The following is a 17,646-nucleotide window of genomic DNA, read 5'->3' as shown; positions in this document are numbered from 1 at the left end:
CTGTATTGATGACCTCTTTTTCGTCCATCTCCATGTTTCACAGGCGACATTTGGCCAAAGCTTCTATTGTAATGCCTGCTGCAGATCCTCTATTAAGTCTTCCACATCTTCAATACCGACGGAAATGCGAATCAGTCCATCTGTTATGCCTAATTCTGCCCTGCGCTCAGCCGGTATGGATGCATGTGTCATTTTTGCTGGAACAGAAATTAAGCTTTCCACCGCTCCGAGGCTTTCGGCAAGTGTGAAGTATTTTACCCTGCTTAACACTTCAGCCGCTTTTTCTGCGCTTCCTACATCAAAGCTGACCATACCACCGAAACCCTCTGCCTGCTCCTTTGCAATTGAATGCTGAGGATGCGTTTCAAGGCCTGGATAGTAGATCTTCTTCACTGCTTCTTGTCCTGAAAGAAACTCGACGATTTTCGCCGTATTTTCCTCGTGTGCTTCCATTCGAAGGCCCAAAGTTTTAATTCCACGCACAAGCAGCCATGAATCCTGAGGCCCTAATATTCCACCAGTGGAATTCTGGACGAAATGCAGGTCATCAGCCAGCTGATCATCATTTACGACGACCAATCCTGCAACTACATCACTGTGGCCGCCGAGATATTTAGTAGCAGAATGAAGCACCATATCAGCACCCAAAGTCAGCGGCGTCTGCCAGTATGGTGTACTGAACGTATTATCGACGATTGTCAGTAAATTATGATTTTTTGCCAAGTCCGCACAAGCTTTAATGTCGGTTACTTTTAAAAGTGGATTGGTTGGTGTCTCAATATAAAGTGCCTTAGTATTTGGCTGAATCGCAGCCTTTACCTCATCCAGATCCGTTGTGTCCACAAATGTAGATTCAATACCAATCCGGTTTAACACCTTGTTCATAACTCTGTATGTGCCGCCATAAACATCATCGGTCAAAATGATGTGGTCACCAGAGTTGAAAAGCATCATCACAGCCGTGATTGCTGCCATTCCGGAACCAAAGGCAAAACCTCTTTTCCCTTCTTCCAGATCCTTGATCAATTCTTCTAATGCAAACCTGGTTGGATTGCCTGTCCGAGAATACTCATATCCTTTATGGACTCCTACGTCGTCCTGCTTGTAAGTACTGACCTGGTAAATTGGAAAAGAAACAGCGCCCGTAACCTTATCGCCAGGAATGCCTGCATGAATCATCTTTGTTTTGCGTTTCATTTAAATTCCCCCCTCGTAGATTTTCTTGCTTAAGTAACGTTCACTTCCGTCCGGAAAGACAGTAACGATGTTTGTGCCAGGAGGGGCTTTTTGTGCTTCTAGCAAAGCTGCATGAAGAACTGCGCCAGATGAGCTTGCAGCAAGTATTCCCTCTCTAGCCGCGAGTTCCTTCACGGCGTTGAATGCATTTTCATCGGAAATGGTATGGATCCCATCAAATAAAGCAGGGTCCATATATGTCGGCAGGAATTCCATTCCAATTCCTTCTGTTTTATGCGGACCAGGCTGGCCTCCATTTATAATCGATCCTTCGGGTTCAACAATGACGGTTTTTACCATCGGATTCTTCTCTTTTAAAAACTTCGCAGTACCCATGAAGGTTCCTCCGGTTCCCGCACCAGCTACGAAAATATCAATCTGTCCTTCCATGTCCTCCCAAATCTCAGGTCCCAGCGATTTATAATAAGTATCCGGATTTGCCGGATTAGAAAATTGGGATGGTGAGTATGAGTTTGAAATTTCTTTTAGCAATTGTTCGGTTCGGCTAATTGCGCCTGCCATCCCCTCGGCTGTAGGTGTGTGTATGATCTTTGCGCCGAGAGCCTTCATCACCGTCTGTTTCTCAATGCTGAATTTCTCGGGCACCACAAAAATCACCTCAATACCTTTGTTGATTGCTGCCAGCGCCAGCCCGATCCCCGTGTTTCCGGCAGTAGGTTCAATCAAAGTACCGCCTTTCGCCAATTTGCCTGTACGGAGTGCCTCATCGAGCAACTCCAACCCCAGACGGTCTTTTACACTGCCACCTGGGTTTAAGTATTCCAGCTTGGCATATAAACGAACATCCTCAGGCAATGGGAATTGAGTAAGTTCAACCATTGGGGTATGTCCAATCAATTCATGGATACTGCGGTAAACCGTCATCTCATTTTACTCTCCTTATTCAGCAAATACCTGACGCCACTCTTCCTTCTTGGCAAGCATTTTTGCTGCAATTTCTTTTGCTCCCTCAAGACTGTGGCTCGCAGCCCAGCCGCACTGGATTTCATTGCAGGCTGGCACTTCATCAGCCTCAAGCACATCTTTCAGAGTCTTTTCCAACACTTCAAGAATATTGTCATAATCATCATGGTTGATCACCGACAGGTAAAACCCAGTCTGGCAGCCCATCGGACTAATATCCACTACACTTCCATGGTGATTACGAATATTTTCTGCCATTAAGTGTTCAAGTGAATGAAGGCCTGGCATTTCCATATGCTCTTTGTTTGGCTGGCAGAAGCGAATATCATATTTATGGATGACATCGCCATTTGCCCCTTGTGTTGTTCCTGCCAAACGGATATATGGTGCGGCCACCTTCGTATGATCTAAATTAAAGCTTTCAACATTCATTTTTTTTACCATTATTTCTTCAACTCCTCTAACATTAGTAAAATCAATTCTGCGGAATTCTTCGCTGCTGTTTCTAAGAATTGGTCAAATGAGATATTGGATTCCTTCCCTGCAATATCGGAGAGCGACCTGATGATAACAAATGGTTTATCAAATTGATGGGCCACCTGGGCGATTGCAGCTGCTTCCATTTCCGCAGCAAACAAATCAGGCAACTTGGTCCGGATGAATTCTACCCTCTCAGCATCATTCATAAAAGAATCTCCAGACGCGATTAATCCCTTAACAACCTGTATACCATTAATTTTTTCAGCACTTCTTACTGCAGCATCTACTAGACTGTCATCCGGCGCAAAGTAGGCAGGCATTCTCGGGACCTGGCCATATTCATAACCAAAAACGGTCACATCCACATCGTGATGTCTCACTTCCGTAGAAATGACGACATCACCTACATTGAGATCCTTGTGAAAGCCGCCTGCAGATCCAGTATTGATGATGACATCAGGATAGAACTTCTCTATTAACAAAGCCGTTCCCAATGCAGCGTTCACTTTTCCAATTCCTGATTTCAAAAGGACGACTTCTAAACTATTAATCTTACCTTCATAAAATTCACTTCGAGCTAGAATCGTATCATTCCGTTCTTCTAGCCTGCTGCGCAGTAAATCAACTTCTTCATCCATTGCACCAATTATGCCAACTCTCATGCCTCAACTCTCCAATTCCACCTTAATTTTTGTTCACTTTAACAGCTTCCATCAGCCACACATAGGAGTTCATTTTTTCAAAAGTTACTTGAAATCCGTTCTTCTCGAAAAGCCTCTCCAAATTTTCAAGAGTTGTATAGTATTCTCTTTTTAGATCAGCGAGCAAATTTTCAAATCCCTGCTCTTTTACGATTCTATGCTGTTCTTTCCGATTTTCTTCATTCACAAAAGCGGTATCCGCAAAAACAACCTTTCCTTGGTCATCCAATAGTGTGCTGTACACTTTAAGTGCAGCATCCTTTTCCTCATCTGTTAAATGGTGAAAAGCATATGTGCTTACAATTGAATCCACTTTTTCGGGCAGCTCTGGGAAAGTAATGAAGTCTCCATCATATAGCTGTAAATCTTTGAATCGAGCGTTCGTTTTTTCTCTCATCGCTTTGGAAGGTTCTACCCCATATACAACTCTTCCCAAGGATATTAGCTTTTCGGTTAGGTTCCCTGTACCAACACCAAACTCTAAAACTGTACCTTTTGACTTCAAGGCAACGGTTTGTAAAATCTTCTCGTAATTTTCAAATACCTCTTTGTATTCAATATCCTGTCCTGATACCGTGTCCTCGTAAAATTCGGCCCAATCGTCAAATAAGGGGATAAATTCCCGACCCATAATCATTCACTCCGATTTAATTATTATAATTCCTATATGTATAGTATGAATTAAATCATTATAGGTCACATATTATCACGTTCATTTTTCAAAATCAATTTTTTTCATCGTTATGAATTTCCCTGATCTATGAAGAAAACAACTCACCAATAGTGTATACTTACAATAAACAAAGATATTTCAGGGGGAAAACATGGAAAAGAGAGTGCTAGTTGCTGAGGATGAACAAAGAATTAGCCAATTATTAAAAATGTACCTAGAAAGAGAATCGTTTGTGGTTGAAGTTGCAGACAACGGAGAAGCAGCTTTGGAAAAAGCAATGCAGGATTCCTTTGATGTCATTATCCTGGACATCCTAATGCCTGGAATGAATGGTTTTTCTGTGTTGGAAGAAATCAGGAAAACAAAAGATATACCTGTCATCATGCTTTCAGCTAAAGGGGAAGCCCATGACCTTAAACGAGGAGAAGAATTGGGAGCCAGCGAATACATTCTAAAACCGTTCAGCCCTAAAGAAGTAGTGTCGAAAATAAAAGAGCTTTTAAACTAAAGGTCTTATACGGAATTGCGTATTGTTTGTCCGATAGAGCTCTTCTATCGGACACTTTTCCCGCCTAACACCTTCTTTTTCCGATAGACCCCTTCTATCGGACACTTTTTCCGCCTAACACCTTCTTTTTGTCTGATAGAGCTCTTCCATCGGACACTTTTTCCGCCTATCACCTTCTTTTTGGCCGATAGAGCTCTTCTATCGGACACTTTTTCCGTCTAACACCTTCTTTTTGGACGATAGAGCTCTTCCATCGGACACTTTTTCCTCCTAACACCTTCCGTTTGGCCGATATGCCCCTTCTATCGGACACTTTTTCCTCCTAACACCTTCTTTTTGGCCGATAGACCCCTTCTATCGGACACTTTTTTCGCCTAACACCTTCTTTTTGTCCGATAGAGCTCTTCCATCGGACACTTTTTCGACATATGCCTTCCGTTTGGCCGATAGAGCTATCATCCATATTTATTTATAACCATGCCCCTTTTTGGACTTCTTTTATATCCCCAAAAAACTCGACCTTATCTCCATTAATGACGATTCCATCGCCATCATTGCATGTATAGATACTCTCTTCCTGATGAAACGAATATTTTAACAGTTCATCTTGCTGACCTTGCTCTCTGTCCCAATGTGGCATAAACTCAAAATCCACCAGCCCTAAACCATTTAAGTCATTAAGCTTAACCTCATTTTGATCATGGAACTCGGCAATCTTGATGCTTTCTGACATAATTATACTTCCGGCACTGACTCCGATTAAAAGTTTCCCTTCAAGTACCATTTCCTTTATACAACCAACGATGTTCCTTCCCTGCAGGTTTTTTAAAAATAGATACGTATTCCCCCCTGACAGAAAAATGCCGTCGCAGCTTTTAAACTCCTCAACCTGAGACCAATCAAACTCTTGATCTACGTCAAAGTAAAAGAATTCCGTAATACCCAATTCCTTAAACTCCGGCTTGGCTTTTTCAAAATACAATTTATCTTCGTCCGTTTGCGATGGGATATAAGCCAGTTTAAAAGGCTTCCGGCTTGTTAATTCCTTAATTCTTTTCTTTATATCACGATTAAGATTTTTCAAATCACTTAAAAGCACTAATCTACTCATCAGGTCCATCTCTTTCCGCTAAATTTCTTCAAAACAAGTTCGCCAAGGGGGCTGTAAAAACCTGCAAATTGACCAAAGAAAAAAGAGCCTGAAATAATTCAGGCTCATCATTCCTTACTTTTTATTTGACCATATTACAAATGGTATTAAAACTAATGACAGCACTCCTCCTGCGAGCGACAGGAAAGCAAAACTTGAATTCGCCACAACCATGCCGGAAAGCATTCCGCCGGTTGCCCCCGACAGCGCGACTAACACATCCACAGTTCCTTGCATTTTTGCACGGTTCGTTGGATTTGTCGCATCAACAAGGAGAGCGGTTCCGCTGATCAGGCCGAAGTTCCAGCCAAGACCGAGTAGAATGAGAGCGAGGGTGATCCAGAACATAGATTCACCAGGAGCTACAGCCGCCATAATACCTGATATCAGCAGTGTGACCCCTGAAGCTGCCGCCATTGTCGCACGCCCGATTTTATCAACAAGAACACCAGTTAATAAAGACGGCAGATACATTGCACCGATATGGAATCCAATGACCATACCAACGGCACTTAAACCATGACCATGGCTTCCCATATGGACCGGAGTCATGGTCATGATCGCTACCATCACCATTTGAGTGAGCACCATAATAAGCGCGGCCACTCCGATTCCCCGTTTATCTGTAACGAGGGTTTCCTCAACATAATCAGGCGAATTGGTTTTGGCATCTCGCTCAGCTACTGCAATCGCCCTGGCAACCACAAAAGGATCTGGGCGAAGGAATACCAATAATACCAAACCCGCTACCATATAGGCAGCAGCTGCGAGAATGAATGGTCCAGACAGCGCCGGAACTCCTACAGATAGCGCAAACTGCCCCATTGCCTCTACAAGGTTAGGGCCTGCTACAGCGCCGAACGTAGTCGAAACCATTGCAATACTGACTGCAGTCGCACGCTGTTTTGAACTGGCCAGATCCGTTCCTGCATAGCGTGCCTGTAAATTCGTTGCACTTCCCGCACCATAGACCAATAGTGACGCAAAAAGCAAAAAGATATTATTCATCACTGCGGCTATGATGACACCAATTGCACCGATTCCACCAGTTAAGAATCCCGAGGCAAGACCCGCACGCCTGCCATAACGCTGTGACAGGCGTCCGACAATGAGTGCAGCCCCGGCAGAACCCAATGTGAAAAGCGCAATCGGCAAACCGGCCACTATGTCAGTGCCAAGCATATCCTTCGCTAATAAGGCGCCAACCGTTATCCCGGCAGCAAGGCCTGCTCCGCCGAAAATCTGTGATAAAACGACTATTAATAATGTTTTTTTATATAAGGCTTTTTGTTTTTCTGGTGATTCTACATAAGTTTGCAGCCACTCCGGTTGACTTTCAACCGCAACAGCCTCATCACTTTGACGCGTCATATTCAAAACTCACTTTCTGAAATCAAGATGCTCAAATTATACCACGTTGGGTATATTTTAGGTATGGTTTCCATGCATCTTTTTTAAAAATCAGTACTTCTCCAGCTCCTCTTCTATATCTTCACACAGCGTATCCACATCCATTACAGCAGAATCTGTGTCGGTTGGGAAAATCGAAGGCTTAAATCCATCCACCTTCATCCCTGGAAGCCACTTTTCAAGGAAATCTCTCAACTCAATCTTCTTCGGCTTGCAGCCTTCCCATTCATTTTTAGCGAATGCCTCTGCGAACTTTTCATTAGGGTAAAAAGGCAGCAGAACATTGCCCTCGGCATCTTGTGCAGATGCCCATCCTTCATTATATAACCCCCAAACTTCTTCATAATCTGCTGCTTTTTTTATGAAATACTCATACCTAATCGGTGCTGGCAGCCGAATGACTGCTTCAAATTCCTTTTTATTCAATCACAGCGCTCCTATCTATGTCCATCTTTACGGGCTTGGATATAACCATAATACGCGCAAGTTCCATTTTTAGAAACGTCCTTTACCTCAAAACCGCACTTCTCATAAAAGCTGAAATTATTAGCAGAGGTATGGGCAAACCAGTCTCCATGCGGGAGTTTTTGTACGCATAGCTGCACAAGCTTCTGGCCAATCCCTTTTCCTCGGTACTCTGTTAAAACTGCCAGGTCCATAATGTTTGCAGCCATAATTTTGTCCGAGATAACCCTTACCATCCCGACCATTTCGTTTTGATCCCAAACTGTAAAAGCCCAGGTTGAATTATTGAACATCAGTGTGTACTTTTCCTTTTGCCATTCAGGAGTATTTCGTGCCCATCCTGCATCCATAAAAAGTTTCTCAACTTTTTCTGCCGGTACCCCTTCTGTGCCTTCGCGAATGACCAGCCCGTTGAAGTATTGATACATTAAAATAATCCCCTTTTTTAAATATCTTTGGTTTCTTATTCTGTATTTGCCAATAGATGTCCTGCCATAGTTTAACAAATGGCTATCAGATTATTTTAGTCTGTGATGACAAAGCCTAAATATAGGAGGTGAGCTTACTATGGTAAGAATCCATAATCCGGTTAAAGGGAATAAAAACAAAGTTGGTGCCGACGGCCAGCTTCATGGAGGCGTCATGGAAACCGCGGACGAATTTTTCGATTCCATCTTTCAACAAGGTACAAAAGAGAAATCTGCTGACAAAGCACCCAAACAAAAATAACGCCCTTTTCCGGCGTTATTTTTGTTCTTTTTAATTATTTGTTTAATAAATCTCTTTCTTAGACATTTTATATCCAGCCATAAGCCAAAATGTCTATGAATGCCTGTTTATTAGACATTTTGATCTCAGCCATACTCCAAACTGTCTATTAAAGCGCGGTTCTTAGACATTTTGACTTCACCCGCACTTGAAAATGTCTATTTAAGCCTATTTCTTAGACATTTTGATCTCAGCCATACTTCAAAGTGTCTATTAAAACGCGGTTCTTAGACATTTTGATTTCATCCGCACTTGAAAATGTCTATTAAAGCCAATTTCTTAGACATTTTGATCTCAGCCATACTTCAAAGTGTCTATTAAAGCCCGGTTCTTAGACATTTCCACCCAGTTCCCAGCTCAAATTGTCTATTACTTCGCAAATAAGAAAAGCACTCACATAAAATGAGTGCTTGTCCGTTTTTATTTTCCTGTCTGCTTGTTCATTGCTGACATCATCTGATTGATTTTCTTCTGGGATGGTTTCATTCCCATTTGCATCAAAACGTTGATATATCAAGGTTTTCACTATCAAATTAACCACTTTTTCTGTTGAGGAAAATATACCACTATTCTAGCAACATGTCTACCATTTACAGAAAAACAAGGTTAATCTTTCACTTAAGTAATACAAAAAAACCACCAATCATAAGACTGGTAGTTAATTTTATTTATCTATTGTCCTCATAGCATCCTCATATAATAACTCTGCAATTACATCATATAACCTATCAAGATTCTTCTCCAAGTTATCCTGCTCAACAAACTTAATGGAGTAATTTTTTCTTTCTAATTTTCTAATAACTTCTCTACCTTTTGAATCAATTTTTCTCATTTTTGCTCAACCAACCAAGTTAATAAAAATTTTTGAGTTTCCTTTGCTGGAAAGTACCATTTCCCGCCCACTTTATACTTAGGAAATCTAGGATCATAAAAGAATGTTGATGAAATTGTATTCCAGCTCATACATGTTCTTCTCTTTAGTTCCATGGAATCCCAGAAAGTTAATTCAGCATTAATCTTTTTAAAATGTTTTTCCATCTCCTCTAGGTAAAGTTTTCTTACTTCTTCTTCATCAATTTTTATTTCTAAATCTAACATCATTTTTCTCCTGTAATCGGTATCTGGATTCAGCCAATCTCTCCATTGAACGATTGATTTCGTGTTCTGATCTCGGAATGTTGCTGACAAAAACCTCAACAATAAAATCTACTGTTTCTATCGTCTCTACATAAGTAACATCTTTTATCTTAGTTTCCTTCATATTTAACCTCCTTTGGCAACTCAGCAATTGTATTACTAAATGTTTTTGTTGTCAAAATAGTCTGTTAAATATAAATAACTTAATATTATTCAAAAAAACACCCCCAAAAATTGAGAGTGTGAATTTTAATTTAGTAATTTATAAACACTTCTGATATTTTTTCTTTTAATATACTTCTGTCCCAAAGAATTACATCATTTGAAATAGCTAGTTCCTTAGCTGATTCAGTAAAAAAATTATTTGTAACTACAATACCTTTAGTTAGATTATAATACTTAAGTCCTGCCACAACTTCTTGAATTGCCTTGTTATTTACACTATTAGCGTAGCATTTAGTTTGCACACCTATTTTGTTTCCATGTTTCTCAACGATAACATCTATCCCTTGATCACCAGAACCTTTTGTCACTTTGGTTGAATAACCCATCTTAGTAAAAAGATCAGAAATAAAACTCTCAAATTCTAATCCATTCATTAAATCTATATTATCTATTGTAAAACTTGTAGACCGTGAAGATTCTGTCAAAGAAGATTCAAAACTATCAAGTTCCTTACGTTCTATCACTTCTACCAATTTTCTTAGAAAAGTATCATTATTAATGATGTAATTATTATTATCTTCAAATTTATTTACATACATAAGATAATAAATGTACATACTTGCATTTTCCCCTGAATTAAAGTCAAGTAAATCTATATCAGTATAGGATTGTACACATTCATCTAAAGATAGTTTATCTATATTTGGGATATATCCCCCGTAACTTTGATTAAACTTGTTGTAATAATAATGACAGATTTCATCTCTCAGTAATTTCCAAGTAACAAATATCCCTTCATTTTCTAAATCAAATGAGATTCTTTTATTTAGAATTTTCACCAATTTTATAAAATATTCGTCGTAATAATTCATCAGGGCAGAAAATTCTACCTCATCCTCAAATCTTTCCACTACTGAATTAAAGGTTAGAAGCGGTTCATGTTCCGAAGTGGTAGTTAAAGTGTACTTCCCAAGTGAATTTTTGAAATACAGTAATCTTTCAAAGCAAATAAAAAAAAGTGGTTCAGTAAAAACTGACTTACTCGTTCTCTCTATATAGTTATAAACTATCTGTAAAATCTCGTTAGAATTTATAGTATTGTTATATATAGTTTCAACATTATCTGAAAACTCTCTTTGTCGCTGCCCAAGTAATAAATTAAGATTTTTATAATGTTCTTTAATTAATTGTAAACGTTCTTTTCTCCTGCCAACACCACTTAAATTAAAAATGATTAAAGTATGTCCAGAGTTTCTCTTTACATAGACAATGTCATTGTATTCACTATCTATTTCCACAATATATTCGATTTTCTCTGCAAGTTCGATTATTGTTCCAGATCCATCTAGATGTGTTACTTTGGCAGTATACTCATTTAGAATAAGTTCCCCATCTTTGTACCCTTCAATGTCTTCATCCCATAACTTAATCCTACCAACAGCTGTGCTCAATACAAACACCTCCCAATTTTATAGTTAAATTTTACCACTATCTTAAAGGGGAATACTGTCGGAAATTAGAACGATAAGAAAAAAGAGTGCCATATAGACACTCCTTACTCAACTTATCCTTAATTTAAATTCGCAATTGCATAATCTGCTTCTTCTTGTGTGAACTTTTCACCGTACTCAGAGGCCAATTGGTCTCTGATAGCTTCTGGCGACATACTCATTGTTTCCTGATAGCTTTTTGCTTTTTCTAAAGCATTTTTCTTGTAATCAGCTTTCAGATTATCAACTGCGTACTGTGCTTCTTCAGCAGTAAATTTTTCACCAGCTTCAGAAGTCAACTGGTCATATATCCCTTGCTTTGACATGAACATAGTATCTGAATAGGATTCAGCCTTTTTCAAAGCATTTTCCTTCCAATCATACTCAAGATTTTCCATTGCATATGCAGCAGCTTCTTCGGAAAACTTTTCACCAAACTCTGAAGTTAATTGTTCAGAAATAGCAATTTTAGACATATGCATTGTTTTTGCGTAGTCTTTAGCTTTTTTCAAAGCAGATTTATGTTCTGCAGGAACATTATCCTCAGGTTTTTCCTCTTCCTTTTCAATCTCTTCTGTTTTAGTATCATCTGTATTAGAATCTACTGTTTGCTTTTCTTCCTTTGCAGGTTCTGTGGCAACTGACTTAGTTTCCCCTTTGGTTGTATCCGCTTGATCCTCTTCACCGCCAGCTGTAGCAGCCCCAATAATGATAATCGCAATTACCCAAACCCACCATTTTTTATAGAACGGTTTTTTCTGCTTTTGTTTTTTTTCCATTTTCCGTACCTCCCATTTTTTGTCTATACTTGTTAGTTAAATTTTACCATAAAAATCAACTAGGAAATGTACAGTTTAAAAAATTTTAATAGAATTAGTTTGCTACTAAGACACTTCTTAAACACTTACCTTATTACTGCCTGAACCTCAGCCATCTTCACTTTATACAAGAGCCTATAAATTATATCTTCATCACCATTAATTACTGAATGTGTTACAAAGGTTGCAGTTAAAGTCCTCTTTTGATCATCAAAAATAAAAGTCTCTATTCCTTTTCTTTTAGGATGAGTTTCACTTTCTAAAATACTTAATATTGCATCTGGGTTGTCGTATTCTGTTTGTCTTATTAACTCTTGAGTATAAGCATTGACTAATTGCAAAATATACATTAAAACACCCCCTATAGTATGAGTAAAGCATACATCTATAGAGGGTTATAATATTAATATAATTGTGAATTTTTCAAGAACATTTAAAGTATTTCCACTCCCTTTTCTTTATTTCTTCCTCAACTATCTTCAAAGCAGTTACCAGATCATCAGACTCATTTTTCTCATATTTCCACATTAATTCATTCCAAAAGGTTAATAAAACTGGGACTGACCAAACATTTATATTCTGCATATCCATGATATTAAACACTCCTAATGTATGATTATTAAGCTGTATACCACTGTCCCTAACGCACCAAGCTTAGCAACCCTTGAACTAACCATGTTAAGCAAAGCATACACACTAAGGCTAACAACGGTGATGATAGGTAATGCCAAAGCCATATCCGAAATGAAGTCAACAGTATTACCAATGGTAGCTTCCGTAAATTTTCCTTTAATCCATTCTGGGATGCTAAAGAAGTCAATTTGACCAACCTTTCCATTTTGAAAAAAGTGATTTATCCATGAATAATTAACCGTCTTATCTACTATTGAAGATGGATCAACAAACTCCCCATGCCTTTGCAAAGCAAAGTGTAAATGTTCACCTGTTGAGCGACCTGTATTACCGCTTAAACCGACAATCTGACCGTCTCGAACCATTTCCCCTACTTTTACTTTTACCTCGCTTAAATGACCGTATATTCCTTCTGTACCATCCTCAAAGCGTATCTTGATTCCTTTACCTATATTGGTACTGCCATCATAAACTTTTTCAATGACACCATCATAAACACTTCTTAAAGGTGTACCTTCACTTAAAACAATATCAATTCCAGTATGAGGAGTCTTATGAATTGAACTTACCTCACCAAATTTACTTGTTATTCTTACAATCATAGGTTTACACTACTTTCATAGCATCGACTAAGATATTCAATACCAATGGAGTCATTTGAACCAATACATATCCTAATCCTGCAGTTTGCATCATAGAGAATCCTTTTTCTTTTTGATTGATCATGACCATGATTGCCCCACCTAAAACTACAACCATTGCAATAGGGTAAGCTAAAGCCTGTGTGAGCATAATTAGGGGATCGAATGCGTGAAGCATTTTCTCATACATTTCAGAAGTAGGAGCAATAACTGGAACTGCGTTTTCTGCTGCTAATGCTGGGGTAGCTGCTAAAAATGGTTTAGAGGCTAAAGGTAATAAACTAACTGCACCCAGGACTCCTAATGACTCTCTTACTTCTTCTTTGAATTCAAATTGCTTAAGTTCAACCTTCCCTCTATTCATAAATTCCTTAATTGAATAAACTTCCTGCTTACGTTTGAACATGCTATTTCCTCCCTTTGAAATCCTCTATGGTGTAAACTTCAACATTCAATCCTTCACTGGCTTTTAACAATTCATTTTTTCGATAATCTGTTGTGGTCATCCATACAAATCTAGGTGCTAATAAACCGAATGCTCCACGTTGCCGAAGGATTCTGTACTTATCGATTTTCTTTATGTTCTCAATCATCTTCTGCTCATGGTCAACTTCAATGATTGTATAAAAGTCACCTTTCTGAATTAAAGCATCTGTCCGACAACTAACCTTGTCATTCTTATAGCCGTTAATTATTGAAACTTCATTTTTCCATTCAACAGGACAACCAAGTGCAATATACAGGTAATTCCTCATAATGTAATGCTGATAAGTAGTTAATTTCTTTCTAACCTTTTCACAATTAACCATTTCGCGACCTTTAGCATTCAGATAGTAAATGTTCTCCCCTTCCTTGATTACATGTAAATATTCTTCCATTGCCTTTAATACTCTTTGGGCATTCCTGTCACTTTTTAAATCATGAATAATTTGTAATTGTAATCTAGTTAAATAATCAAGTTTCTTTAAACTCAGTAATATATTTTCTTGTCTCTGAAGCTTTTTTCTGGTTGTGTGGTACACTTTGATCCTCACTCCTTGCCTTGATTATGATATGAGGTTCTATAATCGACTTAATGAATTCATTCTGAATATAAGGTGTTTGAACTACTCTGTCTCTATCCGTTTGGTAAATCGCTCTACCAGCCAAACCAACAGGCAATGACTCAGCACCTTTTCTATCTAATACAACCATGCTTTGAGTACTGTTTTTTAATTTGAAACAAAGAGATGCTGTTGTATTCGCTTTTACTTGTCTTGGGAATACATCTGCAGTTGGATATTGAGTTGCAAATACTAACCTATATCCTAAACCTGCTCCAATCCTTGCTAGTTCACCAAGTAAGAAAGTTGCTCTTTCTCGATCCTCTTTGTTTTCAAACATTGCTATTTCTGCCCCTTCATCCACTACAATGAAATGTCTTTCTTTCCATCCAGCTTCTTTAATGTCCTCCCAACCATTTGTTAAAAATAGCTCTTGCCTTTGCTGCATTTCATCATGGATAAATTCAAGTGCTTCTATTGTTTCCTCAGCGTTCTTTGCTACTTTATTTACTTGCTTACAATTAACATATCGACTAAAAGCAAGACCGCCTTTTAGATCAATAAGAGTTAATTTAAGATTGTCAGGTTGATTGTTGATAAGAGTAGTAATTAAATTCTTTAGAAACACAGTTTTTCCATATCTCGTTGTTCCAGCAACTACAAGCATTTGCAACTTCTCAAAATCATGTTTTATAAACTCTTTGTAACTGACACCAATAGGCACTTCCCAATTCTTAACCTTTAAAAGCATCTCATTATTAAATGGCAAATCCTTTGTCAATCCTTCATCATAAACTCTTATTTTCAACATTCCATCGTACTCAAACTCAATTTCCTTATTTAACTGCACACGATTAAAAATGATACTTTCTAGTTGTTTGGGTAATGACTTATCTAATTTCAGTTTTTTTATTTGCTTTAGATCAATACTTCTGACACTTGTATTATTTAAACCGTCCTTAAATTTTCCATATTTACTTACAAAGTCATCTAATTCTAGGCCTAAAGGAATCTTGAAAACATACTCAGTGAACTTTCCATCTTTGCTGCGATTCTTACGATAAAGTCTTAGCTCATCATCATCTGTGTACAAACCACAGTTATCAGCAATTTTTAAAATTTTGTCTGTATCATCTTTTTGATTCGTTTTAAAATAATAACTTGCTCCCAAAACACCTAGCATACTTCCAGTTGATACCAATTCAAATAGCATCCAACCACGCTCCTTTTCAATATATCGATAGATATAGTCCCTTGAAAAACGAATGCGAATGTTAATAAGAAGTATCTATGTTTCTTAGTAAAAATAGTTGAATTCTTTGGTTCGGTTTAGTGTGTTTTTGAGTATTTGTTATTGCGTATAGTAGAGTGTATGGGCGAATGCCTGTCTAGTTATCTTGTCCTCGCAAAAAAGTTTCTGCATAGCCTATCCTTTTTAAAAGGTATTAAAAACTTCCTTGCAGAATAAGTAATTGAGGTGGGAATATGGCTTACAAATGCAGATTAAAACTGATCTTAGCTGAAATGGAAATTAAACATGGAGAATTTGCTGAGCAGATAGGCATTGATAAATCTTCTTTCAGTTCAATCGTAAATAATAAATCTTTACCTAGTTTCGAAACTTTATACACGATTGTTGAGGAATTAACTAAAAGGAACCCTGACTTAAAGTTAGGAGACATTTGGAGAAAAGAATAGAGGAGAATATTAAATGAATCAAAAAAAATATACAGTTACATATAGGGTCAATAATGGAGCAGAAAAAACTGAAAGTATATGGGTTGATACATTTTACACTAAAAATATTGAACATATAATAAAAATAGAGCTAAATGAATCTAAGGAGAACAATGTTGGGATAGATAATATTCAGATTATTAGATATTTATAAGTTAAGCAGGAGGGATACACTAAAGTGGATAATAAAAAAGAACGAAAACATAGTGACCATTTTATAAATGTTGTTACAAAAGGAAAAACTTTCGATTTTAACGATTTCAAAACTCGTGAAGAACTTGACAGATTTAATGAAGAATTACAGGAATTTTTGAAAGAAAATGAAAAGAACAAAAAGGAGTAATTGTTATGTATAACGGAAAATACCTGCCAATTTATAATTACCTTTGTTCCATAAAAAAGAAGGAAACAACATTGTCTTTCAAGGAAATTGAGGAATTACTTGGTTTTCCTTTGCCTAAATCCGCTTATATACACAATGCTTGGTGGGCTAACGACATAGGAAATCATACTCAAGCAAAATCTTGGTTAATGGCTGGCTGGAAAACAAAAAATGTTGATCTCCGCAAAACTGTAACTTTTATAAAAGGAGAAGCTAAAGTTTGAATGTAACGATCAAACTAATGTTATCGGTTAACGGTATTAGAATTGCTAAAGGTGGAACCTTCCCTTTAAGGAGAAGGCAACCTGAACAAGTTGCCTTAGATTGGATCAAAGAAATAAAGAAGGAAATGAATGTTGAGGATGTATTAGAGGTATTTGCTGATGGTGAGGATATTACTGAGAAGTTCGATAGATATCAAAAAACAAATTGGTGATTCCTGTGTACAAAGAAAGTATAGGAACAAGACTTCGATTAGAACGATTTAAAAAGAACATGACTCAAACTGCAGTGTGCAAGGAAATTGGAATGAAAGTAGATACTTTAAGTCGGATAGAGAATAATAAAGGTAAACACCATAAGTCTACTATTAAGAAATTATGTGACTACTTTAAAATAGACTATTAGCTAATACATATCACCCTCAAAAATAGAGTTAGCTATTTTATTAGAACGGACGTTCTTTTTATGATAATATGAAATTAGACGAACTCAACCTGGGATTTACATCTATCTTTAGTATTGGAGGGAAAGATGATGGATAAATTAAAACGTTGGGAAGCAAACGATAATATCAATTTAATTCAGGGGCAAATCGACCTAGTTATTGATGAATATGGTAATTATTATACTCCTTACACAACAACAACTGTAGGAATGAAATTAACCGAGGTAGTCCTTTGCCATGAAATATATAATATAGCTTTTTCTTGGTTATTTATTCAAGATGATTGGCAAAAAGAGTATAAGTATAGTCATTTAGGAGAGCCAATGGTCGAAGGACTTAACGGGCAAATTAGTGACTTAAAACATGCAGACAGGAAAATTTTTTCTATTCAAGATCTTCTAGAAAATGGCACAAAAGTAAGTTTCTATGATATTACTAGTTTTAAAACAAGAAATAAAAATAAGAGTTAAAATATAAAATTTTCTATTTCTCCTTCTCATTTGAGAAGGTTTTTTATTTGAATTAGCATCGAATAAAGAATGTTCTTTAGAAACGTACGTTCTGTTTGTGATATACTTATTTTGGTAACTCACCTCAGATTAACATCTACTCTACTGT

General features: G+C 37.5%; 29 protein-coding genes and 1 pseudogene. 9 read left to right on the top strand and 21 right to left on the bottom strand.

The features are described 5' to 3' along the window. Positions 1–63: 63 nt before the first annotated feature. Genes LGO15_RS10230 through LGO15_RS10210 form a run of 5 tightly spaced genes read right to left on the bottom strand, consistent with a single transcriptional unit; the run spans position 64 to position 3,972 of the window. Positions 64–1,197: a bifunctional cystathionine gamma-lyase/homocysteine desulfhydrase gene (locus LGO15_RS10230; protein WP_167832989.1), complete on the bottom strand. Its 1,134-nt coding sequence runs from the start codon at positions 1,195–1,197 to the stop codon at positions 64–66. Next, a complete protein-coding gene (locus LGO15_RS10225) occupies positions 1,198–2,121 on the bottom strand; it encodes a PLP-dependent cysteine synthase family protein (RefSeq protein WP_226087511.1) in 924 nt (307 codons plus the stop codon). 15 nt (positions 2,122–2,136) lie between these two features. Continuing rightward, entirely contained in the window at positions 2,137–2,604 is a 468-nt protein-coding gene (locus tag LGO15_RS10220; RefSeq protein WP_226087510.1) for an S-ribosylhomocysteine lyase, read from the bottom strand. Beyond that, the gene (gene mtnN, locus LGO15_RS10215) at positions 2,604–3,302 is read right to left on the bottom strand and encodes a 5'-methylthioadenosine/S-adenosylhomocysteine nucleosidase (RefSeq protein ID WP_226087509.1); all 699 of its coding nucleotides are present in this window, start codon (positions 3,300–3,302) and stop codon (positions 2,604–2,606) included. The genes LGO15_RS10220 and mtnN overlap by 1 nt, the downstream gene beginning before the upstream one ends. Positions 3,303–3,324: 22 nt before the next feature. After that, complete coding sequence (locus tag LGO15_RS10210) at positions 3,325–3,972, bottom strand: class I SAM-dependent DNA methyltransferase (RefSeq protein WP_226087508.1); 648 nt, start codon at positions 3,970–3,972, stop codon at positions 3,325–3,327. Between the two features lie 193 nt (positions 3,973–4,165). On the opposite strand from LGO15_RS10210, the gene LGO15_RS10205 reads away from it, so the two are divergent. Further along, a complete protein-coding gene (locus LGO15_RS10205; protein WP_226087507.1) occupies positions 4,166–4,522 on the top strand; it encodes a response regulator transcription factor in 357 nt (118 codons plus the stop codon). A gap of 469 nt (positions 4,523–4,991) precedes the next feature. Here the strand turns inward: LGO15_RS10205 and LGO15_RS10200 are convergent, their stop codons facing one another. The 4 genes from LGO15_RS10200 to LGO15_RS10185 form a co-directional block, all read right to left on the bottom strand. Then, a complete protein-coding gene (locus LGO15_RS10200; RefSeq protein WP_167832983.1) occupies positions 4,992–5,633 on the bottom strand; it encodes a Type 1 glutamine amidotransferase-like domain-containing protein in 642 nt (213 codons plus the stop codon). Positions 5,634–5,747: 114 nt separating this feature from the next. Beyond that, positions 5,748–7,043, bottom strand: coding sequence for an MFS transporter (locus tag LGO15_RS10195; RefSeq protein ID WP_167832982.1), 1,296 nt, complete (start codon positions 7,041–7,043; stop codon positions 5,748–5,750). Positions 7,044–7,133: 90 nt separating this feature from the next. Beyond that, complete coding sequence (locus LGO15_RS10190; protein WP_226087506.1) at positions 7,134–7,508, bottom strand: DUF2750 domain-containing protein; 375 nt, start codon at positions 7,506–7,508, stop codon at positions 7,134–7,136. A gap of 11 nt (positions 7,509–7,519) precedes the next feature. Next, positions 7,520–7,975 (bottom strand): GNAT family N-acetyltransferase, encoded by a 456-nt coding sequence (locus LGO15_RS10185; protein WP_167832981.1) that lies wholly within the window; start codon positions 7,973–7,975, stop codon positions 7,520–7,522. 139 nt (positions 7,976–8,114) lie between these two features. Between LGO15_RS10185 and LGO15_RS10180 the strand changes: the two genes are divergently transcribed. After that, positions 8,115–8,276 (top strand): hypothetical protein, encoded by a 162-nt coding sequence (locus LGO15_RS10180; protein ID WP_167832980.1) that lies wholly within the window; start codon positions 8,115–8,117, stop codon positions 8,274–8,276. Between the two features lie 459 nt (positions 8,277–8,735). Here LGO15_RS10180 and LGO15_RS10175 read toward each other — a convergent pair. The 12 genes and pseudogenes from LGO15_RS10175 to LGO15_RS10120 all read right to left on the bottom strand — a co-directional run. After that, positions 8,736–8,819 (bottom strand): annotated as a pseudogene (locus LGO15_RS10175) (YneF family protein); the annotation flags it as partial. A 160-nt stretch (positions 8,820–8,979) separates the two neighbouring features. Beyond that, on the bottom strand, positions 8,980–9,147 hold the full coding sequence (locus tag LGO15_RS10170) for a hypothetical protein (RefSeq protein ID WP_226087505.1): 168 nt from the start codon (positions 9,145–9,147) through the stop codon (positions 8,980–8,982). After that, positions 9,144–9,416: a group-specific protein gene (locus tag LGO15_RS10165; protein WP_226087504.1), complete on the bottom strand. Its 273-nt coding sequence runs from the start codon at positions 9,414–9,416 to the stop codon at positions 9,144–9,146. The genes LGO15_RS10170 and LGO15_RS10165 overlap by 4 nt, the downstream gene beginning before the upstream one ends. Then, positions 9,388–9,576 (bottom strand): hypothetical protein, encoded by a 189-nt coding sequence (locus LGO15_RS10160; RefSeq protein WP_226087503.1) that lies wholly within the window; start codon positions 9,574–9,576, stop codon positions 9,388–9,390. The genes LGO15_RS10165 and LGO15_RS10160 overlap by 29 nt, the downstream gene beginning before the upstream one ends. A 130-nt stretch (positions 9,577–9,706) precedes the next feature. Then, on the bottom strand, positions 9,707–11,068 hold the full coding sequence (locus LGO15_RS10155) for a restriction endonuclease (protein WP_226087502.1): 1,362 nt from the start codon (positions 11,066–11,068) through the stop codon (positions 9,707–9,709). Positions 11,069–11,187: 119 nt separating this feature from the next. Further along, positions 11,188–11,886, bottom strand: a complete 699-nt coding sequence (locus tag LGO15_RS10150; RefSeq protein ID WP_226087501.1) for an Ltp family lipoprotein — start codon at positions 11,884–11,886, stop codon at positions 11,188–11,190. Positions 11,887–12,011: 125 nt separating this feature from the next. Continuing rightward, entirely contained in the window at positions 12,012–12,275 is a 264-nt protein-coding gene (locus tag LGO15_RS10145) for a hypothetical protein (RefSeq protein ID WP_226087500.1), read from the bottom strand. Between the two features lie 73 nt (positions 12,276–12,348). After that, positions 12,349–12,516 carry a hypothetical protein gene (locus tag LGO15_RS10140; RefSeq protein WP_226087499.1) on the bottom strand — a complete coding sequence of 56 codons (168 nt, stop codon included), beginning with the start codon at positions 12,514–12,516 and terminating at the stop codon, positions 12,349–12,351. A gap of 14 nt (positions 12,517–12,530) precedes the next feature. Continuing rightward, positions 12,531–13,160, bottom strand: a complete 630-nt coding sequence (locus LGO15_RS24155; RefSeq protein ID WP_264163944.1) for a M23 family metallopeptidase — start codon at positions 13,158–13,160, stop codon at positions 12,531–12,533. 4 nt (positions 13,161–13,164) lie between these two features. Beyond that, the gene (locus LGO15_RS10130) at positions 13,165–13,605 is read right to left on the bottom strand and encodes a hypothetical protein (protein WP_226087498.1); all 441 of its coding nucleotides are present in this window, start codon (positions 13,603–13,605) and stop codon (positions 13,165–13,167) included. A 1-nt stretch (position 13,606) separates the two neighbouring features. Continuing rightward, positions 13,607–14,221 carry a replication-relaxation family protein gene (locus tag LGO15_RS10125; RefSeq protein WP_226087497.1) on the bottom strand — a complete coding sequence of 205 codons (615 nt, stop codon included), beginning with the start codon at positions 14,219–14,221 and terminating at the stop codon, positions 13,607–13,609. Then, the gene (locus LGO15_RS10120) at positions 14,154–15,455 is read right to left on the bottom strand and encodes an FtsK/SpoIIIE domain-containing protein (RefSeq protein ID WP_226087496.1); all 1,302 of its coding nucleotides are present in this window, start codon (positions 15,453–15,455) and stop codon (positions 14,154–14,156) included. The genes LGO15_RS10125 and LGO15_RS10120 overlap by 68 nt, the downstream gene beginning before the upstream one ends. A gap of 272 nt (positions 15,456–15,727) precedes the next feature. Between LGO15_RS10120 and LGO15_RS10115 the strand changes: the two genes are divergently transcribed. The 7 genes from LGO15_RS10115 (at position 15,728) to LGO15_RS10085 (ending at position 17,498) form a co-directional block, all read left to right on the top strand. Next, positions 15,728–15,940, top strand: a complete 213-nt coding sequence (locus tag LGO15_RS10115; RefSeq protein WP_226087495.1) for a helix-turn-helix domain-containing protein — start codon at positions 15,728–15,730, stop codon at positions 15,938–15,940. A 13-nt stretch (positions 15,941–15,953) separates the two neighbouring features. Then, positions 15,954–16,133, top strand: a complete 180-nt coding sequence (locus tag LGO15_RS10110) for a hypothetical protein (protein ID WP_226087494.1) — start codon at positions 15,954–15,956, stop codon at positions 16,131–16,133. A 24-nt stretch (positions 16,134–16,157) separates the two neighbouring features. Then, complete coding sequence (locus tag LGO15_RS10105; protein ID WP_226087493.1) at positions 16,158–16,322, top strand: hypothetical protein; 165 nt, start codon at positions 16,158–16,160, stop codon at positions 16,320–16,322. A 5-nt stretch (positions 16,323–16,327) separates the two neighbouring features. After that, positions 16,328–16,585 carry a DUF7662 domain-containing protein gene (locus LGO15_RS10100; protein ID WP_226087492.1) on the top strand — a complete coding sequence of 86 codons (258 nt, stop codon included), beginning with the start codon at positions 16,328–16,330 and terminating at the stop codon, positions 16,583–16,585. Beyond that, positions 16,582–16,797 (top strand): hypothetical protein, encoded by a 216-nt coding sequence (locus tag LGO15_RS10095; protein ID WP_226087491.1) that lies wholly within the window; start codon positions 16,582–16,584, stop codon positions 16,795–16,797. The genes LGO15_RS10100 and LGO15_RS10095 overlap by 4 nt, the downstream gene beginning before the upstream one ends. Continuing rightward, positions 16,794–16,988: a helix-turn-helix domain-containing protein gene (locus LGO15_RS24340; RefSeq protein ID WP_413231383.1), complete on the top strand. Its 195-nt coding sequence runs from the start codon at positions 16,794–16,796 to the stop codon at positions 16,986–16,988. Before LGO15_RS10095 ends, LGO15_RS24340 begins: the two co-directional genes overlap by 4 nt. 126 nt (positions 16,989–17,114) lie before the next feature. Beyond that, complete coding sequence (locus LGO15_RS10085; RefSeq protein WP_226087489.1) at positions 17,115–17,498, top strand: hypothetical protein; 384 nt, start codon at positions 17,115–17,117, stop codon at positions 17,496–17,498. The last annotated feature ends 148 nt before the right edge of the window (positions 17,499–17,646 follow it).

The organism is Mesobacillus sp. S13, assembly GCF_020422885.1.
In the GTDB taxonomy this organism is placed as follows: Bacteria; Bacillota; Bacilli; order Bacillales; family Cytobacillaceae; genus Mesobacillus; species Mesobacillus selenatarsenatis_A.
Note: the sequence above shows the minus strand (reverse complement) of the source record. Positions and strands in the feature narration are given on the sequence as shown.